Here is a 21,335-nt window from a genome sequence, read left to right on the forward strand (position 1 = left end):
ATCCGATCTCATTCGTACCGGCAGCACAATAATCAGGAGAACTTGCATGGCCAGATCGATGCGTTCCAGGGTAATGGCAGGGGCAGTGGCATGCGCGATGAGCGTCGCGCCGTTTGCGGGGACCACGGCGCTGATGACGCTCGCGACGACGCGCGCGGCAATGGCGGCGACCGCGCCCGCCGACGACTACGCGACGACGCGTTATCCGATCATCCTCGTGCACGGCCTGACCGGCACCGACAAATACGCGGGCGTGCTCGAGTACTGGTACGGCATCCAGGAGGACCTGCAGCAGCATGGCGCGAGCGTCTACGTTGCGAACCTGTCGGGCTTCCAGAGCGACGACGGCCCGAACGGGCGCGGCGAACAACTGCTCGCCTACGTGAAGACGGTGCTCGCCGCGACGGGCGCGACCAAGGTCAATCTCGTCGGCCACAGCCAGGGCGGGCTGACGTCGCGCTATGTCGCGGCCGTCGCCCCCGATCTCGTCGCGTCGGTGACGACGATCGGCACGCCGCATCGCGGCTCCGAATTCGCCGACTTCGTGCAGGGCGTGCTCGCCTACGATCCGACCGGGCTTTCCTCGTCGGTGATCGCCGCATTCGTCAATGTGTTCGGGATCCTGACGAGCAGCAGCCATAACACGAACCAGGACGCACTCGCCGCGCTGAAGACGCTGACGACCTCGCAGGCCGCCACGTACAACCGGAATTATCCGAGTGCGGGCCTTGGCGCGCCGGGCAGTTGCCAGACCGGCGCGCCGACGGAAACCGTCGGTGGCAACACCCATCTGCTGTATTCGTGGGCCGGCACGGCGATCCAGCCGACGATCTCGGTGTTCGGCGTCACGGGTGCGGCGGACACGAGCACCATCCCGCTCGTCGATCCGGCGAACGCGCTCGACCCGTCGACGCTCGCGTTGTTCGGCACGGGCACGGTGATGATCAATCGCAGCTCGGGCCAGAACGACGGGCTCGTGTCGAAGTGCAGCGCGCTGTACGGCAAGGTGCTGAGCACGAGTTACAAGTGGAACCATATCGACGAGATCAACCAGTTGCTCGGCGTGCGCGGTGCATTTGCGGAAGATCCGGTCGCGGTGATCCGCACGCATGCGAATCGCCTGAAGCTGGCGGGCGTGTAATCGATGACCGCACGTGAAGGGCGCGCGCCGCTGGCGCGGCGCGCTGTGGTCTATGGTGTCGTGGGGCTGGCGGCGATCGCCGGTGCCGCGATGTGGAGCGGTGCAGGATGGCATCGCGGCACGGGGGCGGCCGGCGTGTCGCAGGATGCGGCGCCGGTCGACGGCGTGCCTGCGGCGGCGCCGCAGGCCGCCGTGCCGGCAAGCGCGGGCCTGCCGTCGTCGCTCGCCGGTTCCAGCGCGCCGCGGTTGCCGCTCGATGCGGGCGGCCATCTCGCGAAGTCGCGCGCGGTGCGCGATTTCTTCGACTATTGCCTGACCGCGCAGAGCGATCTGAGTGCGGCCGCGCTCGATGCGCTCGTCGTGCGCGAGATCGCCGCGCAGCTCGACGGCACGGTCGCGCAGGTCGAGGCGCTCGACGTTTGGCACCGGTATCGCGCGTATCTCGACGCGCTCGCGAAATTGCGCGACGCCGGCGCGGTCGACAAGTCCGACCTGGGCGCGCTGCAACTCGCGCTCGACCAGCGCGCGTCGATCGCGTATCGCACGCTCGGCGACTGGAGCCAGCCGTTCTTCGGCGCGGAGCAGTGGCGGCAGCGCTACGACCTCGCGCGGCTGAAGATTGCACAGGATCGCACGCTGACGGATGCGCAGAAGGCCGAGCGGCTCGCGGCGCTCGAGCAGCAGATGCCGGCCGACGAGCGCGCCGCGCAGCAGCGTGTCGAGAAACAGCGGGCTGCGATCGACCAGATCGCGCAACTGCAGAAGAGCGGGGCGACGCCCGACGCGATGCGTGCGCAACTGACGCAGACGCTCGGGCCCGAGGCCGCCGCGCGCGTCGCGCAGATGCAGCAGGACGACGCATCGTGGCAGAGCCGCTACACGGACTATGCGGCACAGCGCGCGCAGATCGAATCGGCCGGCCTGTCGCCGCAGGATCGCGACACGCAGATTGCCGCGCTGCGGCAGCGCGTGTTCACGAAACCCGGCGAAGCCGTGCGCGCGGCGTCGCTCGATCGCGGGGCGGGCAGCGCGCAGTAACGCGGACGGCGTGTGACCGAGCCTATGCCGCGCGCGTGATGTCCCGAGGCAGATGTTGCTCGATGGTTTGCGCGAGCGTGTCGAACGCCGGGCCGATGCCTTCGTGCGCGACGCACGCATAGCCGAGCAGCAGGCCGCGCTGCGCGCTGTCGAGGTTGCTGTAGTAGCTCGTGAGCGGGCGCACGATCACGCCCGCGTCGAACGCGCTCTGCGTGACGGCGCGATCGTCGCATGCGTCGGGCAGGCCGAGCACCAGATGCAGGCCGGCCTCGTCGCCCATCACCGGCAGCGCGTCGCCGAAGCGCGTGCGGATCGCGTCGATCATCAGTTGCCGGCGCTCGCCGTACAGCGTGCGCATCCTTCTCACGTGCGAAGTCAGGTGGCCGTCCATGATGAATTCGGCGAGCACGGCCTGCTGCATCAGCTGGCCTTCGCGATACAGCTCCGACAGCCCGGTGCGGAACGTGTCGACCAGATGCTCGGGCACGACCATGTAGCCCATCCGCAGGCCGGGGAACAGCATCTTGCCGAGGCTGCCGACGTAGATCACGCGGCCGCCCTCGTCGAGCCCCTGCAGCGACGCGAGCGGGCGGCTGCCGTAGCGGAATTCGCTGTCGTAGTCGTCCTCGATGATCCAGCAGCGGTGCTGGCGCGCGTATTCGAGCAGCATCCGGCGCCGCGCGAGACTCATCACCATCCCGAGCGGGTACTGATGCGACGGCGTGACGAGCACGAGCCGCGGCGGATGCTGCATGTCGCTGGCGCGCGGGTCGAGCCCCTCCTGGTCGACCGGCACCGGCGCGAGCGTGAGGCCGGCCGCCTGCAGGACGCTGCGCACGCCCCAGTAGCACGGTTCCTCGACCCACGCGCGATCGCCGATGTCGGCGAGCAGCCGCACCGCGAGATCGATCGACTGGTGGATGCCCGTCGTGATGATCACCTGGTCGGGAGAGCATTTGACCGAACGCGCGACGCGCAGGTAATCGGCGAGCGCGCGCCGCAGCGGGCGGTAGCCGCCGCCCGGCGCATAGGTCAGCAGCTCCGGGTTCGCCTCCTTCCACAGCCGCGCCTGCAGGCGGCTCCACGTGCGGCTCGGAAATTCCGACACGTCCGGCACCCCCGGCATGAATGCCCCCCACTGGCGCCGCGACACGCCCGCGTGCTCGATCAGCCGGCGGCCGCGCATCGAGAGGCTGTCCTGCATGTCCGGTGCCTCCGGCTGCGCGGGCGCATCGGCGCCGGACGGCGGCTGCGCGGCGCCCGGCGCGCGGATCACGGCCGCGTCCGGCCGCGTGTCGGCCACGTAGGTGCCGCTGCCGGTCGTCGTCAGCACGTAGCCTTCGGCCGTCAACTGGTCGTACACGTGCAGCACGGTATTGCGCGCGATCGACAGGTCGGCCGCGAGCGTCCGCGAACTCGGCAATTTCGTCCCTGGCCCCAATTCGCCGGTCAGGATGGCCTGCTGCATGAGTTGCAGCAACTGCCGGTACATCGGCTCGGACGAGCCTCGGTCGAGCCGGGCGGAGAGCCAGTCGGCAAGGATCACGGTATCCAAAGTGGTCCTACTTGGAATATTGAAATGGTTCCCTAGTATAGAACCGTGCGCGCCGTATAGTGGCTCGCATCTCTCCGGAGAACGCCGGGCCGCCCCGGGTTTTCCGCCCCGAAGGAAGTTGCCTCGGGGTGACTTCCTCGGGGGCCTGGCGCGCAGCGGCAGGTTGGGGGGCATTCATAAACGATTGGTGCGCAGCAAGGGGACAGGCACGATGAAGTCCGATGATGTGATCGTCAGCTTTCGCGGCGTGCGGAAGACCTACGACGGCGAAACGCTGGTCGTCAAATCGCTCGACCTCGATATCCACCGCGGGGAATTCCTGACGCTGCTCGGGCCGTCGGGCTCCGGCAAGACGACCTGCCTGATGATGCTCGCCGGGTTCGAGTTCCCGACCGGCGGCGAGATCCGCCTCGACGGCGAACTGCTGAACAACGTGCCGCCGCACAAGCGCAACATCGGCATGGTGTTCCAGAACTACGCGCTGTTCCCGCACCTGACGGTCGAGCAGAACGTCGCGTATCCGCTGACCGTGCGCAAGCTGCCCGCCGCCGAGCGCGCGGAGCGCGTCGCGCACGCGCTGAAGATGGTGCAGATGGAGCGCTTCGCGAAACGTTACCCGGCGCAGTTGTCGGGCGGCCAGCAGCAGCGCATCGCGCTGGCGCGGGCGCTCGTGTTCGAGCCGAAGCTGGTGCTGATGGACGAGCCGCTCGGCGCGCTCGACAAGCAGTTGCGCGAACACATGCAGTACGAACTGAAGGCGCTGCACGAAAAGCTCGGCGTGACGTTCGTGTACGTGACGCACGACCAGGGCGAGGCGCTGACGATGTCCGATCGTGTCGCCGTGTTCGACAAGGGCATCGTGCAGCAGCTCGACACCGTCGACCGCCTGTACGAATCGCCGTGCAATGAATTCGTCGCGAACTTCATCGGCGACAGCAACCGGCTGCGCGGCACCATCGCGCGCGTCGACGGCGAATTCTGCGAATTCCGGCTCGACGACGGCACGCAACTCGTCGGCCGCCGCATCGGCGACGCGGCCGAAGGCGCAGCGGCCGTCGCGTGCATCCGCCCCGAACGCATGAGCCTCGCCGCGCACGGTGCGAACGGCCACGCGCACGGCGCGGCCGCGAACCGCCTGACGGGCGAGGCGCGCAGCCTCATCTATTTCGGCGATCACGTGCGCATGCGCTGCGCGCTGCCCGGCCAGGACGAATGCTTCGTGAAGGTGCCGCTCGGCACCGGCGCGATCGATGCGTTCTCGCCCGGCGCGCCGGTCTCGCTGGCGTTCGCGCCCGAACACCTGCGCGTGTTCGCGTGAGCAGGGTTTCCCCGATTTTCCGCAGCACGTCGTCAACAACAACTGCCCACTTCCACCACGAGAGGAGAGGAACCATCATGAACCGAGCAAGCTTTACCGCGCGTCGCACCGCGCTGGCACTGGCGCTCGCCGTCGTCGGCGCATCGGCCGCGGCCGCCGAACTCACGGTCGTCAACTTCGGCGGCGCGAACGGCGACGCGCAGAAGGCCGCGTTCAACCAGCCGTTCGAGAAAGCGACCGGCAACAAGGTCACCGCCGTCGAGTACAACGGCGAGCAGGCGAAAGTGAAGGCGATGGTCGAGGCGAAGCACGTCAACTGGGACGTGGTCGAAGTCGAGTCGGGCGACCTGAACCGCGGCTGCGACGAAGGGCTGTACGAGAAGCTCGACTGGTCGAAGATCGCGAAGAAGTCCGACCTGATTCCGGAATCGCCGCAGGTGTGCGGCGTCGGCTTCTTCGTGTGGTCGACGGCGCTGTCGTACAACGCGGACAAGCTGAAGTCGGCGCCGACCGGCTGGGCCGATTTCTGGAACGTGAAGAAATTCCCCGGCAAGCGCGGGATGCGCAAGGGCGCGCGTTACAACCTCGAATTCGCGCTGATGGCCGACGGCGTTCCGACGAAGGATGTCTACAAGGTGCTCGGCACGAAGGCCGGCCAGGATCGCGCGTTCAAGAAGCTCGACGAGCTGAAGCCGTACATCCAGTGGTGGGAAGCGGGCGCGCAGCCGCCGCAGTTCCTCGTCGCCGGCGACGTCGTGATGTCGACCGCGTACAACGGCCGCATCGACGCCGCGCAGAAGGAAGGCAAGAACCTGAAGGTCGTGTGGAACGGCAGCATCTACGACCTCGACTACTGGGCGATTCCGAAGGGCTCGCCGAACAAGGCGCTTGCCGAGCAGTACATCGCGTACTCGCTGACGCCGAAGCCGCAGCAGGCCTATGCGCAGCACATCGCGTACGGCCCGGCGAACATCGCGGCGATCAAGTCGCTCGATGCGAAGACGCTCGCGAACCTGCCGAACTCACCGGCCAACGGCAAGAACGCGGTGCTGGAGGACATCGGTTTCTGGACCGACCACAGCGACGAGCTCGAGCAACGCTTCGCCGCGTGGGCGACGAAGTAAGCGCCCGGATGTCCTGACGCAACCGGCCGCGCGGCGCGTGTATCGCGCCGCGCGGCATGCCGCCGGATCACGGTCCGGCCGGAGAGAACCGTTGAACACGATGACGATCGCGCCTTCCTCGTCGAGCGTTGCGCTCAAGCGCGAACTGAAGGCCGCCGAGGCCCGCAAGCGCACGATGGCGCTGCTGCTCGTCGCGCCGCTCGCGATTTTCCTGCTGCTGATTTTCGTCGTACCGATCGGCACGCTGCTCACGCGCGCGGTGCAGAACCCCGAGATCGCGAGCGCGTTGCCGAACACGATCGCCGCGTTGTCGGGCTGGGACCGCAAGACGCCGCCGGCCGCCGCCGCGTACGTCGCGCTCGCGGCCGACATGACGAAGGTGGCCGACAGCGAGGCGATGGGCGCGCTCGCGCGGCGCCTGAACACCGAGATTCCCGGCTATCGCTCGCTCGTCGCGAAGACGGCGCGCGCGATGCCGCTGAAGGGCGACAACGACACGGCGCTGACGCCCGCGCAAACCCGCGAGAAATTCGTCGCGCTCGACTCGCGCTGGGGCGATGTCGCGTACTGGCAGTCGATCGCGAAGAACGGCAGCGCATATTCGCCGTTCTACCTGCTCGCCGCGCTCGATCACAAGCAGGACGGCTTCGGCCACATCGTGCAGGCCGATCCCGACCAGTCGATCTACCTCGCGATCTTCGGCCGCACGTTCGTGATCGGCGTCGCGGTCACGCTGTTCGCGTTGCTGCTCGGCTACCCGCTCGCGTACTGGATCTCGACGCTGTCGGAGCGGCGCGCGAACCTCGTGATGATCCTCGTGCTGATTCCGTTCTGGACGTCGGTGCTGGTGCGCGTCGCCGCGTGGATCGTGCTGCTGCAGAGCGAAGGGCTCATCAACACCGCGCTGATCGGCAGCGGGCTGATCTCGCATCCGCTGACGCTGCTTTTCAATCGCGTCGGCGTGTACATCTCGATGACGCACATCCTGCTGCCGTTCATGATCCTGCCGCTCTACAGCGTGATGAAGTCGATTCCGCCGACCTACCAGCGCGCGGCCGTGTCGCTCGGCAGCCATCCGTTCGCCGCGTTCTGGCGCGTGTACGTGCCGCAGACCTATCCGGGCGTCGGCGCGGGTGCGCTGCTCGTGTTCATCCTCGCGATCGGCTACTACATCACGCCCGCGCTGCTCGGCGGACCGAACGACCAGATGGTCAGCTACTACGTCGCGTACTTCACGAACGTGACGATCAACTGGGGCATGGCGTGCGCGCTCGGCGGGCTGCTGCTCGCGGCGACGCTCGTGCTGTACGCGGTGTACGGGCGCTTCACGCGCACGAACGTGAGCCTCGGCTGAGCGCCTCGCACACGGAAAAGGAAACGGGAAGGGGATGCCCAACATGAAACTTGCCAGGCCGCTGTTCGCGCCGCACATGTCGTTCGTCGAGCGCGCGTGGTACGTCGCGCTGCGCGTGCTCGTCGTGCTGACGCTGCTGTACCTGATCCTGCCGGTGCTCGCGATCGTGCCGCTGTCGTTTTCGTCGAGCACGTTCCTCGTCTATCCGATCCCGGGCTTCTCGATGCGCTGGTACGAGAACCTGATCGCGTCCGACGAGTGGCGGATGGCCGCGAAGAACAGCTTCATCGTCGCGCCGTCGGCCACCATCGTCGCGACCGTGCTCGGCACGCTCGCCGCGATCGGCCTCACGAAGGCCGACTTCCGCGGCAAGGGATTGCTGATGGCCGTGCTGCTGTCGCCGATGATCGTGCCGGTCGTCGTGGTCGGCGTCGGCATGTACCTGTTCTTCGCGCCGCTCGGGCTCGCGAATACCTATACGGGGCTGATCGCCGCGCACGCGGCGCTCGGCGTGCCGTTCGTCGTGACGACGGTCGCCGCGACGCTGCAGGGCTTCAACCAGAACCTCGTGCGCGCGAGCCTGTCGCTCGGTGCGAATCCGGTGTCGACCTTCTTCCGCGTGACGCTGCCTGTGATCGCGCCGGGCGTGATGTCGGGCGCGCTGTTCGCATTCGCGACGTCGTTCGACGAAGTGGTCGTCACGCTGTTCCTCGCGGGCGCGGACCAGACGACGCTGCCGCGCCAGATGTTCACCGGCATCCGCGAGAACATCAGCCCGACGATCGCCGCGCTCGCGACGATCCTCATCATCTTCTCGACGAGCCTGCTGCTCGCGCTCGAGTGGCTGCGCGGGCGCAATGCGCGGCGCGCGGTGACCTGATCGGACCGGGCGCGACGGCGGCGCGCGCGCCATGCTTCGGCGCATTGCCGATGCGTGGCGCTGCCGGCCGACGCGGCCGGTCCGGCCGCCGGCGCCGACACGACGAAGCCGGGCACGCGCCCGGAAGGTCGCCCGGCGCTTGCCAGATCGCCGATCGTTGTGCGCTCAACGATGCCGCGCGCAACGCACGGCATCGCGCAAGCTTTCGTTTCGCTGACTGACGACGCGGCTGCCTGCACGTTCGATGCGGCTCTGCAACAATACGGTTCGCGACGGCACGCGAGCCGGTTTCATTGCCTGGAACGCATGCCGTCGCGCCGCTCAATCCGCGACGCCTCGCGTCGCCCGTCTGCCGAGCCCGATCTTGTCCGAATTCGCTCCTGCCGCCGGTATCGCCGAACCGGCCGTCAACTGGCGTGCGATGTCCGCCGTGCTGCTGGCCGTCGCGCTCGCGACGCTCGACACCGCGATCGCGAACACCGCGCTGCCCGCGATCGCCGCCGACCTGCATGCGTCGCCGGCCGCCTCCGTGTGGATCATCAACGCGTACCAGCTCGCGATGGTCGCGACGCTGCTGCCGTTCGCATCGCTCGGCGACATCGTCGGCCACAAGCGCGTGTACATCGCCGGGCTCGCGGTGTTCACGCTGGCGTCGCTCGGCTGCTCGCTCGCATCGACGCTGCCGATGCTGACCGCCGCGCGGATCGTGCAGGGCTTCGGCGCGAGCGCGATCATGAGCGTCAACGTCGCGCTGATCCGCGGCCTGTTTCCCGCGCACCGGCTCGGGCGCGGCGTCGGCTTCAACGCGCTCGTGGTCGGCGTGTCGTTCGCGATCGGGCCGACGATCGCGTCGCTGATCCTGTCGGTCGCCGCGTGGCCGTGGCTGTTCGCGGTAAACGTGCCACTCGGCGTGTTCGCGCTTGCCGTGGCGATTCCGTCGCTGCCGCAGACGGCGCGCGGCAAGCATGCGTTCGATCCGGTCGCCGCGCTGTTCAACGTGATCACGTTCGCGTCGTTGATCTTCGCGCTCGGCGAATTCGCGCAGCGCGGGCCGCTGCGTGTCGTGCTCGCGGCGGCCGCGGTCGCGCTCGTGTTCGGCTGGCTGTTGATCCGTCGCCAGGCCGGGCACCCGGCGCCGATGCTGCCGGTCGACCTGTTTCGCCGCCCCGTATTCACGCTGTCCGCGCTGACGGCGGTCTGCGCATTCGCCGCGCAAGGGCTCGCGTTCGTGTCGCTGCCGTTCTATTTCGAGACCGTCCTGCATCGCAGCGCGGTCGAGACGGGTTTCCTGATGACGCCGTGGTCGGCGATCGTCGCGCTTGCCGCGCCGATCGCGGGCCGGCTGTCGGATCGTTACCCGCCCGGTTTGCTCGGCGCGATCGGGCTCGCGTTGCTGAGCGCCGGCATGGTGTCGCTCGCCGCGCTGCCGGCGACGCCGAACGTATTCGACATCGGCTGGCGGATGATGCTGTGCGGCGCGGGTTTCGGTTTCTTCCAGTCGCCGAACCTGAAGGCGCTGATGTCGAGCGCGCCGCCCGAGCGCAGCGGCGGCGCGAGCGGGATCATCGCGACCGCGCGGCTGATCGGGCAGGCGACGGGCGCCGCGCTCGTCGCGCTGTCGTTCGGGATCGCGGGGCGCCACGGGCCGACGCTCGCGCTGATGCTCGGCGCGGGGTTTGCGGGCGCGGCGAGTGTCGCGAGCGGGCTGCGGCTGTTTGCGCCGTCGCATCGGGCCGGCGTGGCGGCCGCGCCGGAGCGGGCGAGGGAGTAGTCGCGCACGCGAATGCGGCGTGACCTGACGATCCGAAGGCGGTAAACGGACGAACCGGCGCGCGACGATCGTCTTCGCGCGCCGGCTTTCACCTGTCGATCAGAACCCGCCCGACTTGATCAGCTGGTTGAGGTTCGCGATGTTCAGGCTGCCGAAGCCGGTGGTCAGATCCCAGCCGGTGCCGGCGGTGTAGCCATACCCCTGATAGCCGTTGTTCCCCGACACGACGTCATAGCGCACGAGCGACGGGTTCGACGGAATCGCGCGGTACAGGTTGCTGGCCGGGAAGCCGAGACCCGTGCCGTTCGCGGCGAGCAGGCGCGCCCAGAAGCCCGTGAACAGCGGCGCGGCGAGACTCGTGCCGCCGATCTGCTGCACCTGGCCGTAGTTGTAGATCAGCGCGCCCGTGCTTTGCGCGGCGTCGAACGACACGTCCGGCAACTGACGGTTGCTGCCCGACTGCCACGACGGCGCGGGCAGGATCGTGCTGACGCCGCCGCCCGTCGCCCACAGCTTGCCGTTGCCGTCGAGGCCTTCGTTCCACACCGTTTCGTTCGAGAAGGCGCCAGCCGATGTCGTGTAGAGCGTCGTGCCGCCGATCGCGAGCACATGCGGCGACGCAGCCGGCCACGACACCGTGTAGTTCGCGCCGTCCGGATAGCCGCGGTTGTTGCACTCGTACACGCCTTCGTCGCCCGACGATACCGAGAACGTCTGGCCTTGCGCCGCAGCCGTCGTGAAGATCTGCTCCTCGGCGTCGATCGTGCCGTCCGCGTTCGCGTCGGTCTCGCACCAGCCGAGCGACACGTTGATCACCTTCGCAGTGTTGTCCGACACCGCGCGGTTGAATGCTTGTGTCAGGCCCGTGTTGCCGGATGCGTTGAGGTCCGCCATGTAGAACACGAGCTTGCCGACCTGGCCGCCGGCCGCGCCGACGATCGACTGGCTGTCGAGATCCCATTCGCCCTGGCCGTCCTGGTCGTCACTGTAGCTGCCGCTGGTGCCGTTGGTCTTGACGGTCTGCGTGGAGACTGTGCCGTAACCGTTGCTCGACGTGAACTGCTTCAGGTCCTGCAGCGTCTGCGACACGCCGCCGATCGTGATGATGCCGACGGTCACGCCGGCTGCGGTCGGCACGCCGGTCGCGTTGTAGAGGCCCGGGAATTCCTTCGGATAGTGGCCGGTGGCCGTGCCGGCCGCGAGCGCTTGCGGTTTCGCCACGTTGCCGATGCGCAGCATCGGCCGTGCACGCGCGACGCTTTGCAGCCCGAGCACCGAGCCGACGACGTTGCCGAGCGCGCTCGGCACCTGCGCGGTCGACGCATTCGCGAAGCCCGAGCGGCCCGCGTACTGGAAGCGCACGAGCGACGTGTTGAACGCGGTCTTCACCGTGCCGGCCGTGCCGCGCGCGGATACCAGCAACCGGTTCGGCGCGACCTCGATGTTCACGAAGCCGCTCTTGCGCAGATAGTCGACGACCGACTTCACTTGCGCTTCGGTCGGCGCGTAACTGGCGAGGAACTGCTCGTGCGTGAGGTACTGGCGGTAATGCGCGCTGCCGGGCCGGTTCACGTCGCGCGCCAGTTGCTTGAGCTGCGCGGCGTTGCGCAGCTTCAGGCTGACGACGACGTCGGTCGTCTCGCCGGCCGCGAGTTCGAGCGACGGCGCCGCGCTGCGCGCCATCAGTTGCGGGCCGGTCAGAAAGGCCTTCGTGTTGGTATCGACCCAATCCGTCGTCGCGTGCGCCGCACCGGCGGCGAGCACGAGCGGCCACGCACACGCGAGGCGGCGGGGCGACGGAAGGGGAAGGGCAAACCAGGCGTTCCTTTTCATCGGGAGTCCTTTTTTAGGAGAGGCGACGTTACTGGAACCCCCGGCCCTTGTGGGGCCGCGAGCGGTGACGAGCGTAGGGCGTCGGTGCCGTTCAGGTAGCTGCCAGTTTCCATAGCTGTCAGTTCTGACATCGGTGGGCGATCGGGCGTGTCTCGTGCACCACGTGCGACGGGTGGACGCCATCGGCAAAGGAACCGGTTCGCGGCACGACTGCGCGGCAATGCGCGACGTTCGCGCGCACGAGTCGGTCGCCGCGACGCCGGAACATGCGCGATGACGGAGCGGGCATGTGTGCGCACGCTCGATTCCGGATTGGTGGGCGCAGGATGCCGAGTCGCACTATGTGGTCAAACGACGCGATGCGGCAGCAACGGATTCGCGCATGCACAAAAAAGGGGCCGGCCGTATGCAGGCGTTTCCCGAACTGTGGAACAGCGCATCGCGCAGTCTTGCAGGCTGCTTTCGGTTGCAGGGACGTCGCCGTGAATTAGAGGAAATGCTCGAGTTTGGGCGAGGGAAGTCGGGACTGTCCGCGATGCCTTTGTGAAGCGATGCCGTTGTTGCGTGGGCAATCCTCAGTGTGGTGCGCAATGATCTGCGGTCGCGATCGCTGACGATTGATCTCCGCTATCGCCGAAATTGGATTGGAGGGGCTCAACGCGCATTTCGCGATGGGCCGAGCGGGAGTTTTTCGTATTGCATGTTCGATTATCAGTCGGCTATCCCGATTCTCACGAAATGCCTTCGAGCCGCCGGCGTCCCGAGAGTGACGCTCGGTCGTACTTCGGCGCGGACGCCCCGTTGTCCTGAACGCACCGGAGATGTTGCACGGTGAAGCTCTATGAGCCAGCAGCGTGGTGCTAATCAAGCGAATCGCTATCCGGGAAGCACGGAGTCTGTTTGTGTTCGACCGGAGCCCGTTAATCGATTCGGCTTCGAATCCCGGCTTTTGCTAATTTCATATTCGTCTTATGGCGGTATCGTCACTCGCGCCGTTAAAGTCTCGCGGGTTATTCCGCGAACGTTTTCGGAGGGCTCTTTGACCGCGAGTACGGCCATTTCCGACACACCCGCGCGAGCGGGTGTCAATATTCACCAGTTCTACAGCCTGGATCTCAAGGGCGCACCTGCTGCTGCGCTTGCCGACATCTACGAGTTCGAAGGGACGCGGGGGATCGGCGAGCCGACCAAGTACACGATCCAGTTCACGCATCCCCGTCATGACTTGTCGCGCAGCGAATTCCTGAACCGGATGGGCGCGTTCGTGATCCAGCCGCCGCTGCGTGACCGCTGGAGTCAGCCGGAAGGCGCGCGACGCGTGCAAGGCGTGGTAACGAGCTTCGTGCTGAAGGCCACCAATCGCGACGAGTCGCTGTACGAAATCGTGCTGGAATCGCGTCTGGCGCTGTTGCGCAATACGCCGAAATGCCGGTTCTTTCTGGACATGAGCATTCCCGAGATCATAGAGCGGATTCTGCGGGAGCACGAATTCAACCGGATTTTTGCGAGCTTTGAATTCAAGCTGCACCGGATCTATCGCAAGCGCAGCTTCGTGATGCAATGGGGCGAGGATGACTTGGCGTTCATTACGCGTTTATGCCGACGCTCGGGTATCTGGTTTGTGTGCGAGGAAGGAGAACGTTGCGAGCGCGTGCGCTTCGGCGACGACTATGCACACTATCGCCGTGATCCAGAGCGCCTGACGGTCGCGTACCGGCCGCACGGCGGGCTGGAAGCCGGAGGCATCGAGTCGGTCAGCGCGCTCGAAATGCATGCGAAGACCTTGCCGGAGGCCTACACGGTACGCACGTTCAGCACCGAAACGGCGATTTCCGATCCGATCGAGGCCGCCAGCCCGATCCACGACGACCGCACCACGTATGGCGAAGCGTATACGTGGGGACCACCGAACCGGAGCGAGGACGAGGCGAAGGAGGAGGCGCAACTGCGTCGCGAGGCAGCGCTGGCCGGGCAGGTCGCGTATCGCGGCGAGTGCGACATGCTGGACCTCACGCCCGGCTCGGTGCTGAAACTATCGAACCGGGCGTTTCCCGATGCGAAGCACGGGCTGGTTGTGGTGCGGGTCATGTGCGGCGCGAGCCGGAAGAAAACGTATCGCGTGAAGTTCGACGCGATTCCGTCCGACCGCCAATATCGAATGCCGTTGATGGAGGAAGCGTGGCCGAGAGTCGACGGGGTCATCACCGGGACGATCGCGTCGTCGGGCGGCTGGAAAGACCCGTATCTGGATAGTCAGGGCGAATACATCGTCGATCTCCATCTGGATCGCGACACGCGGGCGCCGGGGCTGCAAAGTTGCCCGATGAGGCTGGCGAAGCCGTTCGCGGGACCGAACCAGACCGGTTTTCACTTCGGGCTCGTCGAGGGCACGGTTGTCGGCGTGAGCTTCCTGTGGGGCTGCGTGGATTTGCCGTTCATCAGCCACGTGCTGCATACCGCTCAACACACGGATCCGATCGTCGCGGGCGTACCGTGGGGCACGCGCAATACGATTCGCACGCACTCGAACAACACCGTCGAGCTGGACGACCGGAAAGGCAAGGAACACATCAAGGTCGCGACCGAGCACGGCAAGACGCAGTTGAATCTGGGCTATACGGTGGACCGGGAACAGCAGCGGCGAGGCGAGGGTTTCGAGTTGCGCACGGACGATCGGGGGCACGTGCGCGCGAGTGGTGGTCTGCTGGTGTCGTCCGACAGGCAGGAGAAGGCGGTCGGGCAGATGACCTACATGAGGCCCGCGACGAATCAGTTTGCGCTGACGCAGGCACAAGCTCAGGGGTTGACCGATGCCGCAGCTGTGGCGCAGGCGGAAATCGCGGACCTGAGGGCGGAAAACGCATGGCTGAAGGACGAGCTGGCGAGCTTGAAGACGGCCGTGATCGCGCTGTCCGCGCCGAACGGCATTGGCCTGGCGACGCCGGATCGAGTGATGGTGTCGGCGGGCAAGGACGTGAGCGTCGGCACGTCGTCGCGGTTCAACGTGAATGCGCTCCGGAACGTCGCGATCGCGGCGGGCGAGGTGCTGTCGCTGTTTGCACACAAGTTCGGCATCAAGCTTTACGCCGCGCGCGGCAAGGTTCAAATCCAGGCGCAGTCGGACACGATGGAGCTGGTGTCGCAGAAGGACATGCGGATCACCAGTGCCGATGGCACCACGACGGTCAATGCCGCCAACGGGGTTGTGCTTGGCGGTGGCGGCACGGCCTACATCAAGGTGCAGGGCGATAACGTCGAGATTGGCGGGGCCGGCTGCCTGATCCTCAAGATCATCGAAATCCAGAAGGAAGGGCCGGGTGCGCTGTCGCTGCCGGTTCCGAAGTTTGACCAGATCGATATCGCGAATGACGAGCGGTTCATTCTCAGCGACGACATCACCGGCCGGCCGGTCGCAAACCGACCGTACAAGATTCAGCTCGCCAGCGGACAGATTATCGAGGGCATAACCAGCGACAAGGGGGAGACCTCGTTGAGCCGGCAGGATGTTGCGCGGGGGCTCAAGTTGCTGCTTCAGAACAATAAGGAGGTCTGATTCATGATGGACCAGTCCAACCAGCCGGACGATGCGGATACGCCGAAACCCTACCGGCACGACACCGCAACGCGCATCGTGCCGATGCAGCGCGATCATCTTGGGCAACCTTATTGGGAGTCATATCACACTCCGAGCAGTTTTCAGGTGCGCGCCGAGTGCCGCATTCCACCGCACATGCCGAGCGTCATCATCTTTGTGCATGGCGTTAATTCCACGGGGGAGTGGTATGACGCGGCGGAACAGGCGTTGTGCGATGGGTTGAATGACCGGTTAAAGCGGCCTGAAGGCGCGAAGCTGAAAGCTAACAATTACATCGCGGTTGATCCTGATACGAAGAAGCCGATTCCTCGTCAGCTCGATCCCGACGCGACCGGAAATTCCCCCGTGATCCGCTTCTATTGGGGTTACAGCGCGGCCCCGGCACCGAGCGCAATTGGCGCATCCCGATGCGCAACCCGCGCGGCTTCGATGCGTGGGCGCCCGTGTGCACGAATGAAAAAGGTCCGTGGTATTGGGGGGGCGGTCCTTTCCAGAACGGCACCAACAACCTGCCGCAATTGTGGAGCTCCGAGGGATTCAAGCGTCACGTGCTCAGGTTCGATATGGAGTCGTTGAACACGGAGTCCGATCGCCAACTGCAGGACTCTCCGCCGCGCACTTACTACGCGCATGCGGCCCAACGGTTGGCCGACCTGATCGACCGGATTCGCGACGAGTGTCCGCGCGATACGGTGACTGTGATGTCGCATAGCCAAGGGACGATGATCGCGCTCGCGGCGACCGCCTTATGCAAGACACGCGCGCCCGATGCGGTGTTTGTGATGAACTCGCCGTATGCCCTCGATGACAAGATCACGGACGCTCTGACTTGCGGTACGGAACGCCCCACTCCGGAGGCGCGCATCAACACTTTCCGGAACATCGCAAACCGGATCAAGCAGGACAAGCACGTTTTCACCGAGACGGAATTGAAGCAGCTTCAGTGCGGCGCGTCCGAGGACATGGATTTCTGGCGGCCCGACAACCGGCGCAAGTCCGGCGTGCACGAGCGCGACAATCATGGCCGACTGTACGTGTACTTCACGCCGCATGATCGCGTGATGGGCGCCACGCCGCTGCAAAGCATCGGCTGGCAGGGCGTGGATGACAAATTGCTCGCCGAGTTGGGCGATACCGTCAAGCAGCGCATGCTGGCGCGCGGTACGCCGGTGGGCGACGCGCCGGGCGTGAGGAAGTTCGGCACGCTGCCGCCTACTCCCGAAGACAAGCTTGTGTCCGGAGCAAAGTCGACCGATTTCTGGAACGGTAACCGGGCTATTTTTACGCCTCTCCTGAAGCTGTGGGCGGTACCGCATCCCGATAAAACGGTAATGATCAACGCCGAGCAGGTGCCGAACCCGGTCACGGAAGAAGAAATGAAATACTTCGATGCGTCTCGTCTGGTTGCGCCTGAGATGGGTAAGTGGGTCAAGAATCCAATCGATCCAAACCAGGGGCAATACGCTGATCCTGACTACCGTTACATGCGCTCGATTTATCAGCCGGAGCGTACCGTTACTACCGAGGATATCTACAGCTCTAGACGCATGACGCGGCCTGAGACCCAGGACGAAATGCTGCAGCGACTCGACACCTATCTCGCCGAGCCAACCAATCACAGCACGTTGCCGCAGCATCACGCGTTTATGCGTCGGGTGGCTGCCTATGATCTCCCAGTCGGCTTTTGTGATGCATATGAGAGACCGGCGTTCTGGACCCGTCTGATGAAATTTGCCGACTGGACGCAAGGCTATGACGATTACTTTGAGCTTGGCGCCCCCCAAAGCGTTGTCAAACCTACCTATATCGATTGGGCTACGGTGGCCGAGGAACAAAGCAAGGCCGAAGTCGAGCAACTTCGGCAACAACAATGGAAAGGGGGAGCGTGATGAGGTACTCGATTGTTGTCATTGTACTGGCTGCCCTGATACAGGGATGCGTGACACAGCAGAGGCAGATATTTTCATTGGGTAATTTTCTGCGTGCAAACGTGCTGCCCTATGATTCACCACCCCAGATCATCTACCGAATCGATGACCACCGTTTTGTGACACTCGAGAACTATCGAGACTGCAATTACGGTCAAGCCTATTACAACGATACGCACGCTGGGATAAAAACAGGCTTGGGTAGAGCGAGTGTCGAAGATTACCAAGGTCGACTAATTAATGCTGATCTGACTGGGCGAAATTTAGCCTTTCCGTCCGGTGCGCCGCCGCATCTTGGAACGTCGGATCACGGCGTCGATGTTGGATTGTTGTATTCGACGGACGGCGGGAGAAGCTTCGCTGCAATGGTTTATATGAAGAACAGTTTTGATCCGTTCGAGGACTCGAAGAACTATTCGGTGTTCGTAACCGAAGACAAAGTCTATGTCGCGAAGAAGTGGGGAGACGACGATGCCTACGTCGTTGTATCTCCGATGGTGCCGGGTATTGACTTAAACAGGCCCTATCCGCCTGGTGTCAGGGGCGGGAGCTTTGCAGCATCAAAGCGACCAGGTGTTTTTTCAAAGCTTCGCACGCCCTCCGGCCAGGACCGCATCACCTGCGACGCGTCGATCAAGCCGTCTAACCCGGATGCACCGCTGGTACCCCAATGACGTACTCGGTTTCACCACCCTTCATGGAGCACACCATCATGAAAAACCCAGTGTGCCTGGGCGATGCGACGACACATGGCGGCGTCGTCAAGACCGCATCATCGACATTCGATCTCGACGGCCGCAAGGTGGCGCTGCTGCATGACGTCGTCTCGTGCCCGGAGCACGGCGACAACTCGATCATCGAGTGCACCGAGGGCTACAGCGAAGGCGGCCGAAAATGGGCGGTGCATATGTGCCGGACGCGGTGTGGCAGCCAGGTGATCGCCAGCAGCAAAGGGATGAAAATCGCATGAGTCGAACGTGGACGATCCCGAACATCGGGGAGTATCAGTACGGCAAGCCACCGTCGATCTGGTGGTGCGTCCTTGCCATCGTTGTCATCCAGGCCGCGGGCATGCTCATCGCGGTACTCAACTGGGAGCAGGGCAAGCCGGTGATGTCCGAACTCCTCTTCGAGCGCGCGGTGCTGTTGCCGCTGCTGGTGTCGGGAGCCGTGTGCGGGGTGATCTATGTCGGCTACGAGGAGTGGATCGAGCGGGTTGATTGGTGGAATTTCCTGTGCCGCAGCGAGCGGGCTGCATGGCGGCAATGGGCGCAAGCGCACATGGCGATCGTCAATAGCATTGCGTTGACGCCTGAGCCCGAGTTGGCCGAACGTCTGCTGGGTCTGGAGGGCAGTACGCCGATTAATCCCGGCAAGATCCTGTCCTTGCCGGTGACGGAAAGCTCGGCAGGGGCATCGCGGCTTGGGCGGGTGTTGGAGCAACTGGTGACGCCGTTTGCGGTGAGCCTCGCACGTTATGCGCCGACCCGGGTCGTCGACGTGATCTTGCAATCCGCCGACAAGGAGGATCTGACCGAACTACGAGCGGTCTGGAAGAAACTGAATCTGCCTGACCTCGTGCAGTTCGGATGGGTGCCTTTCGGTGCGAAGCAGACAAATATCGAGACGTGGTTCGACGAGGCAGGGAAAGCCGATTTTCGACTGTTGCTGGCCTGCCAACTGCATGCGGAGGGCACGGAGCCGACTTGGTCCGAGGCCGCCGTGGCGATGTTGCTTGCTTCACCGCGCGCGGTCGAGAGCGTCAAGGGAAAGCTCAGGCCTCAGGCGCGGTTATTCCGGCCGATTGCGATGCCGTCCGATTCCGTGGCGGACGCGCTGGAAACGCTGCTGGCTTCGGAGCAGACGCCTCGCGGGCGCATCCGTCATGTGTGGTTGAGTGATTTGCCGCCCCAGAGCCGTCACGCGGCGCTCGGCGCCGTCAAGGATGCCGGACTGGAGCTACCGACGCATGATGTTGATCGCGCGATCGGCAAACCCGGGCCGGTGAGTGGCTTGTTGCTTCAGGCGCTCGCGGCGCAGATGGTGGCACATGGCCAGGGCGCACAACTGGTTGCTTCGCCGAGCGCTCAACAGGTACGGCTGAATTTGATCGGAGCGCAGTGCGCACCGGTGCCTCGCGTCGAGGCGGGCTATATGCGTCGGCTTAGCCTGTCGGTTAGCCTGGGCGGGAGTTGTTGCCTGATCCTGATCATGGTCGCGCTTGATGCTCTCAATGCATCCAGAGGATGGTTCTGGGCCTGCATGACCGGGTTCGTATTGCTGCTCCTGATCCAGCTTGGTGGTTCGTTCCTGAGGCGTGAGCTGTTGGAAGACGATTTTTACCGGCAACTGCGGGATCTCGACGCCGGATATAAGGCCATGTGATGTGTGGCACGGCATCACGCGAGCGACGATCGAATGAGAGTTAGAGCAGAACCTCGAATCCGGATGCGCGGTGCGGAGCCTCGGTCGGCCCTTTTTTCCTAATTGCGTCGCCGCAATCGTCGGCATCCGCGAATTTCCTCCTTGACTCTCGCCGACGAGCGTTTATTCTTCGATCCATAACCAACGGGTTATTGATTTGAATGGACATGCAGAACGCTCACGACATGCTTTTCAGGACGCTTGCCGATCCGACGCGCCGCGCGCTCTTTGAGCGGCTATGCGCGGAGGGCGAGCTGACGGTTGCCGCGCTGACCGCCCATGCGGGCGTGTCGCAGCCGGCCGTGTCGAAGCATCTCGGCGTACTGAAGCAGGCCGGGCTCGTGAATGACCGTCACGAAGGCCGGCAGACGCACTACAGCGCGCAGCCGCAAGCGCTGGCCCCGCTGATCGACTGGACGAGCCAGATGGCAGGCTTCTGGCAGAACCGGTTCGACGCCCTTGAAGATCTGCTCAAAAGGATGGACCAGTAATGAACCAAGCCTCTATCGAAACGCGCTCCGTCGTCGTCGACCGGGAGCTGCCGCATCCGCCGGAGAAGATCTGGCGCGCGCTCACGCAACCGCACCTGATCGAGGCGTGGCTGATGAAGAGCGACTTCGAGCCCGTCGCGGGCCACGCGTTCAGCTTCCGCGCGGACTGGGGCTCGGTCGATTGCAAGGTCCTGACGATCGAGCCGCACCGCGAGCTGTCCTACACGTGGGCCGCGTACGGTCTCGAAAGCGTCGTCACGTGGACGCTCACGCCGACGCACGCGGGCACGCACCTGCGCATGGAGCAGGTGGGCTTCCGCCCGGATCAGGAGCAGGCGTACCGCGGCGCGCAACACGGTTGGGTGCGGTTCTTCGAGTCGCTTGAACAGGTGCTGGCGCGCCCCGACGAAGGCACGGAGGCCCGCGCATGAGTACCACGGACCTCAACCCTTCGGAGCGCATCGACGCATTGATCGCCGGCATCGCCGACTGGCGCGGCAAGACGTTCGCCGATCTCCGCGAAACGATCCTCGCGGCCGACGACGGCATCGTCGAGGACTGGAAATGGATGGGCAGCCCCGTGTGGTCGTGCGACGGGATGATCGCGGTCGCGAACGCGCACAAGGGCAAAGTGAAGCTGACCTTCATGCACGGCGCGCATCTACCCGATCCCGGGGGCTGTTCAATGACGGTCTCAACGGCAACGCGCGGCGCGCGATCGACTTCTTCGAAGGCGACCGGATCGACAAGCGGGCGTTGAAGACGCTCATCCGCGCGGCGATCGAATACAACCGGACGCATCTGAAGAAGAACACCCGGACGAGGGCGAAGGCGGCGTGACGTGCCGTCTGCCCGACGCTGCCGCATAACGCAGGCATAACGC

General features: G+C 65.1%; 15 protein-coding genes and 2 pseudogenes. 15 read left to right on the top strand and 2 right to left on the bottom strand.

From position 1 onward, the window contains the following. Positions 1-46 precede the first annotated feature (46 nt). Together BBJ41_RS32505 and BBJ41_RS32510 are read left to right on the top strand one after the other, a co-directional pair. On the top strand, positions 47-1,141 hold the full coding sequence (locus BBJ41_RS32505) for an esterase/lipase family protein (protein ID WP_069750229.1): 1,095 nt from the start codon (positions 47-49) through the stop codon (positions 1,139-1,141). A gap of 3 nt (positions 1,142-1,144) precedes the next feature. After that, entirely contained in the window at positions 1,145-2,179 is a 1,035-nt protein-coding gene (locus BBJ41_RS32510; RefSeq protein ID WP_069750230.1) for a lipase secretion chaperone, read from the top strand. A gap of 22 nt (positions 2,180-2,201) precedes the next feature. On the opposite strand, the gene pdxR is transcribed toward BBJ41_RS32510, so the two are convergent. Further along, complete coding sequence (pdxR, locus tag BBJ41_RS32515) at positions 2,202-3,734, bottom strand: MocR-like pyridoxine biosynthesis transcription factor PdxR (protein WP_069750231.1); 1,533 nt, start codon at positions 3,732-3,734, stop codon at positions 2,202-2,204. A 211-nt stretch (positions 3,735-3,945) separates the two neighbouring features. Between pdxR and BBJ41_RS32520 the strand changes: the two genes are divergently transcribed. The 5 genes from BBJ41_RS32520 to BBJ41_RS32540 all read left to right on the top strand — a co-directional run bounded on the left by BBJ41_RS32520 (position 3,946) and on the right by BBJ41_RS32540 (position 10,181). Continuing rightward, positions 3,946-5,052, top strand: coding sequence for an ABC transporter ATP-binding protein (locus tag BBJ41_RS32520; RefSeq protein ID WP_069750232.1), 1,107 nt, complete (start codon positions 3,946-3,948; stop codon positions 5,050-5,052). Between the two features lie 77 nt (positions 5,053-5,129). Next, positions 5,130-6,176, top strand: coding sequence for an ABC transporter substrate-binding protein (locus BBJ41_RS32525; RefSeq protein ID WP_069750233.1), 1,047 nt, complete (start codon positions 5,130-5,132; stop codon positions 6,174-6,176). 100 nt (positions 6,177-6,276) lie between these two features. After that, entirely contained in the window at positions 6,277-7,530 is a 1,254-nt protein-coding gene (locus BBJ41_RS32530; protein WP_069750482.1) for an ABC transporter permease, read from the top strand. A 43-nt stretch (positions 7,531-7,573) separates the two neighbouring features. Next, positions 7,574-8,410 carry an ABC transporter permease gene (locus BBJ41_RS32535; protein ID WP_069750483.1) on the top strand — a complete coding sequence of 279 codons (837 nt, stop codon included), beginning with the start codon at positions 7,574-7,576 and terminating at the stop codon, positions 8,408-8,410. A 364-nt stretch (positions 8,411-8,774) separates the two neighbouring features. After that, complete coding sequence (locus tag BBJ41_RS32540; RefSeq protein ID WP_083282073.1) at positions 8,775-10,181, top strand: MFS transporter; 1,407 nt, start codon at positions 8,775-8,777, stop codon at positions 10,179-10,181. 99 nt (positions 10,182-10,280) lie between these two features. Here BBJ41_RS32540 and BBJ41_RS32545 read toward each other — a convergent pair whose 3' ends face one another. After that, on the bottom strand, positions 10,281-12,014 hold the full coding sequence (locus BBJ41_RS32545; protein WP_069750234.1) for a S53 family peptidase: 1,734 nt from the start codon (positions 12,012-12,014) through the stop codon (positions 10,281-10,283). Between the two features lie 1,039 nt (positions 12,015-13,053). On the opposite strand from BBJ41_RS32545, the gene BBJ41_RS32550 reads away from it, so the two are divergent. From BBJ41_RS32550 to BBJ41_RS32580, 8 genes and pseudogenes are all read left to right on the top strand, one after another. Continuing rightward, complete coding sequence (locus tag BBJ41_RS32550; protein WP_069750235.1) at positions 13,054-15,567, top strand: type VI secretion system Vgr family protein; 2,514 nt, start codon at positions 13,054-13,056, stop codon at positions 15,565-15,567. 3 nt (positions 15,568-15,570) lie between these two features. Further along, a pseudogene (locus BBJ41_RS41730) lies at positions 15,571-17,498 on the top strand (T6SS effector phospholipase Tle3 domain-containing protein). Further along, positions 17,498-18,211 carry a T6SS immunity protein Tli3 family protein gene (locus tag BBJ41_RS39910; protein ID WP_083282076.1) on the top strand — a complete coding sequence of 238 codons (714 nt, stop codon included), beginning with the start codon at positions 17,498-17,500 and terminating at the stop codon, positions 18,209-18,211. Before BBJ41_RS41730 ends, BBJ41_RS39910 begins: the two are co-directional and overlap by 1 nt. A 23-nt stretch (positions 18,212-18,234) precedes the next feature. Then, positions 18,235-18,507: a PAAR domain-containing protein gene (locus BBJ41_RS32560; protein WP_236872100.1), complete on the top strand. Its 273-nt coding sequence runs from the start codon at positions 18,235-18,237 to the stop codon at positions 18,505-18,507. Next, on the top strand, positions 18,504-19,922 hold the full coding sequence (locus BBJ41_RS32565; RefSeq protein ID WP_069750236.1) for a hypothetical protein: 1,419 nt from the start codon (positions 18,504-18,506) through the stop codon (positions 19,920-19,922). The genes BBJ41_RS32560 and BBJ41_RS32565 overlap by 4 nt, the downstream gene beginning before the upstream one ends. 206 nt (positions 19,923-20,128) lie before the next feature. Next, positions 20,129-20,452 carry an ArsR/SmtB family transcription factor gene (locus BBJ41_RS32570; RefSeq protein WP_069750486.1) on the top strand — a complete coding sequence of 108 codons (324 nt, stop codon included), beginning with the start codon at positions 20,129-20,131 and terminating at the stop codon, positions 20,450-20,452. Then, positions 20,452-20,883 (top strand): SRPBCC family protein, encoded by a 432-nt coding sequence (locus BBJ41_RS32575; RefSeq protein ID WP_069750237.1) that lies wholly within the window; start codon positions 20,452-20,454, stop codon positions 20,881-20,883. Before BBJ41_RS32570 ends, BBJ41_RS32575 begins: the two co-directional genes overlap by 1 nt. Continuing rightward, positions 20,880-21,292: pseudogene (locus BBJ41_RS32580) on the top strand (DUF1801 domain-containing protein). The gene BBJ41_RS32575 and the pseudogene BBJ41_RS32580 overlap by 4 nt, the downstream one beginning before the upstream one ends. Positions 21,293-21,335: the final 43 nt, after the last annotated feature.

The sequence above is a fragment of the Burkholderia stabilis genome, from assembly GCF_001742165.1.
In the GTDB taxonomy this organism is placed as follows: domain Bacteria; phylum Pseudomonadota; class Gammaproteobacteria; order Burkholderiales; family Burkholderiaceae; genus Burkholderia; species Burkholderia stabilis.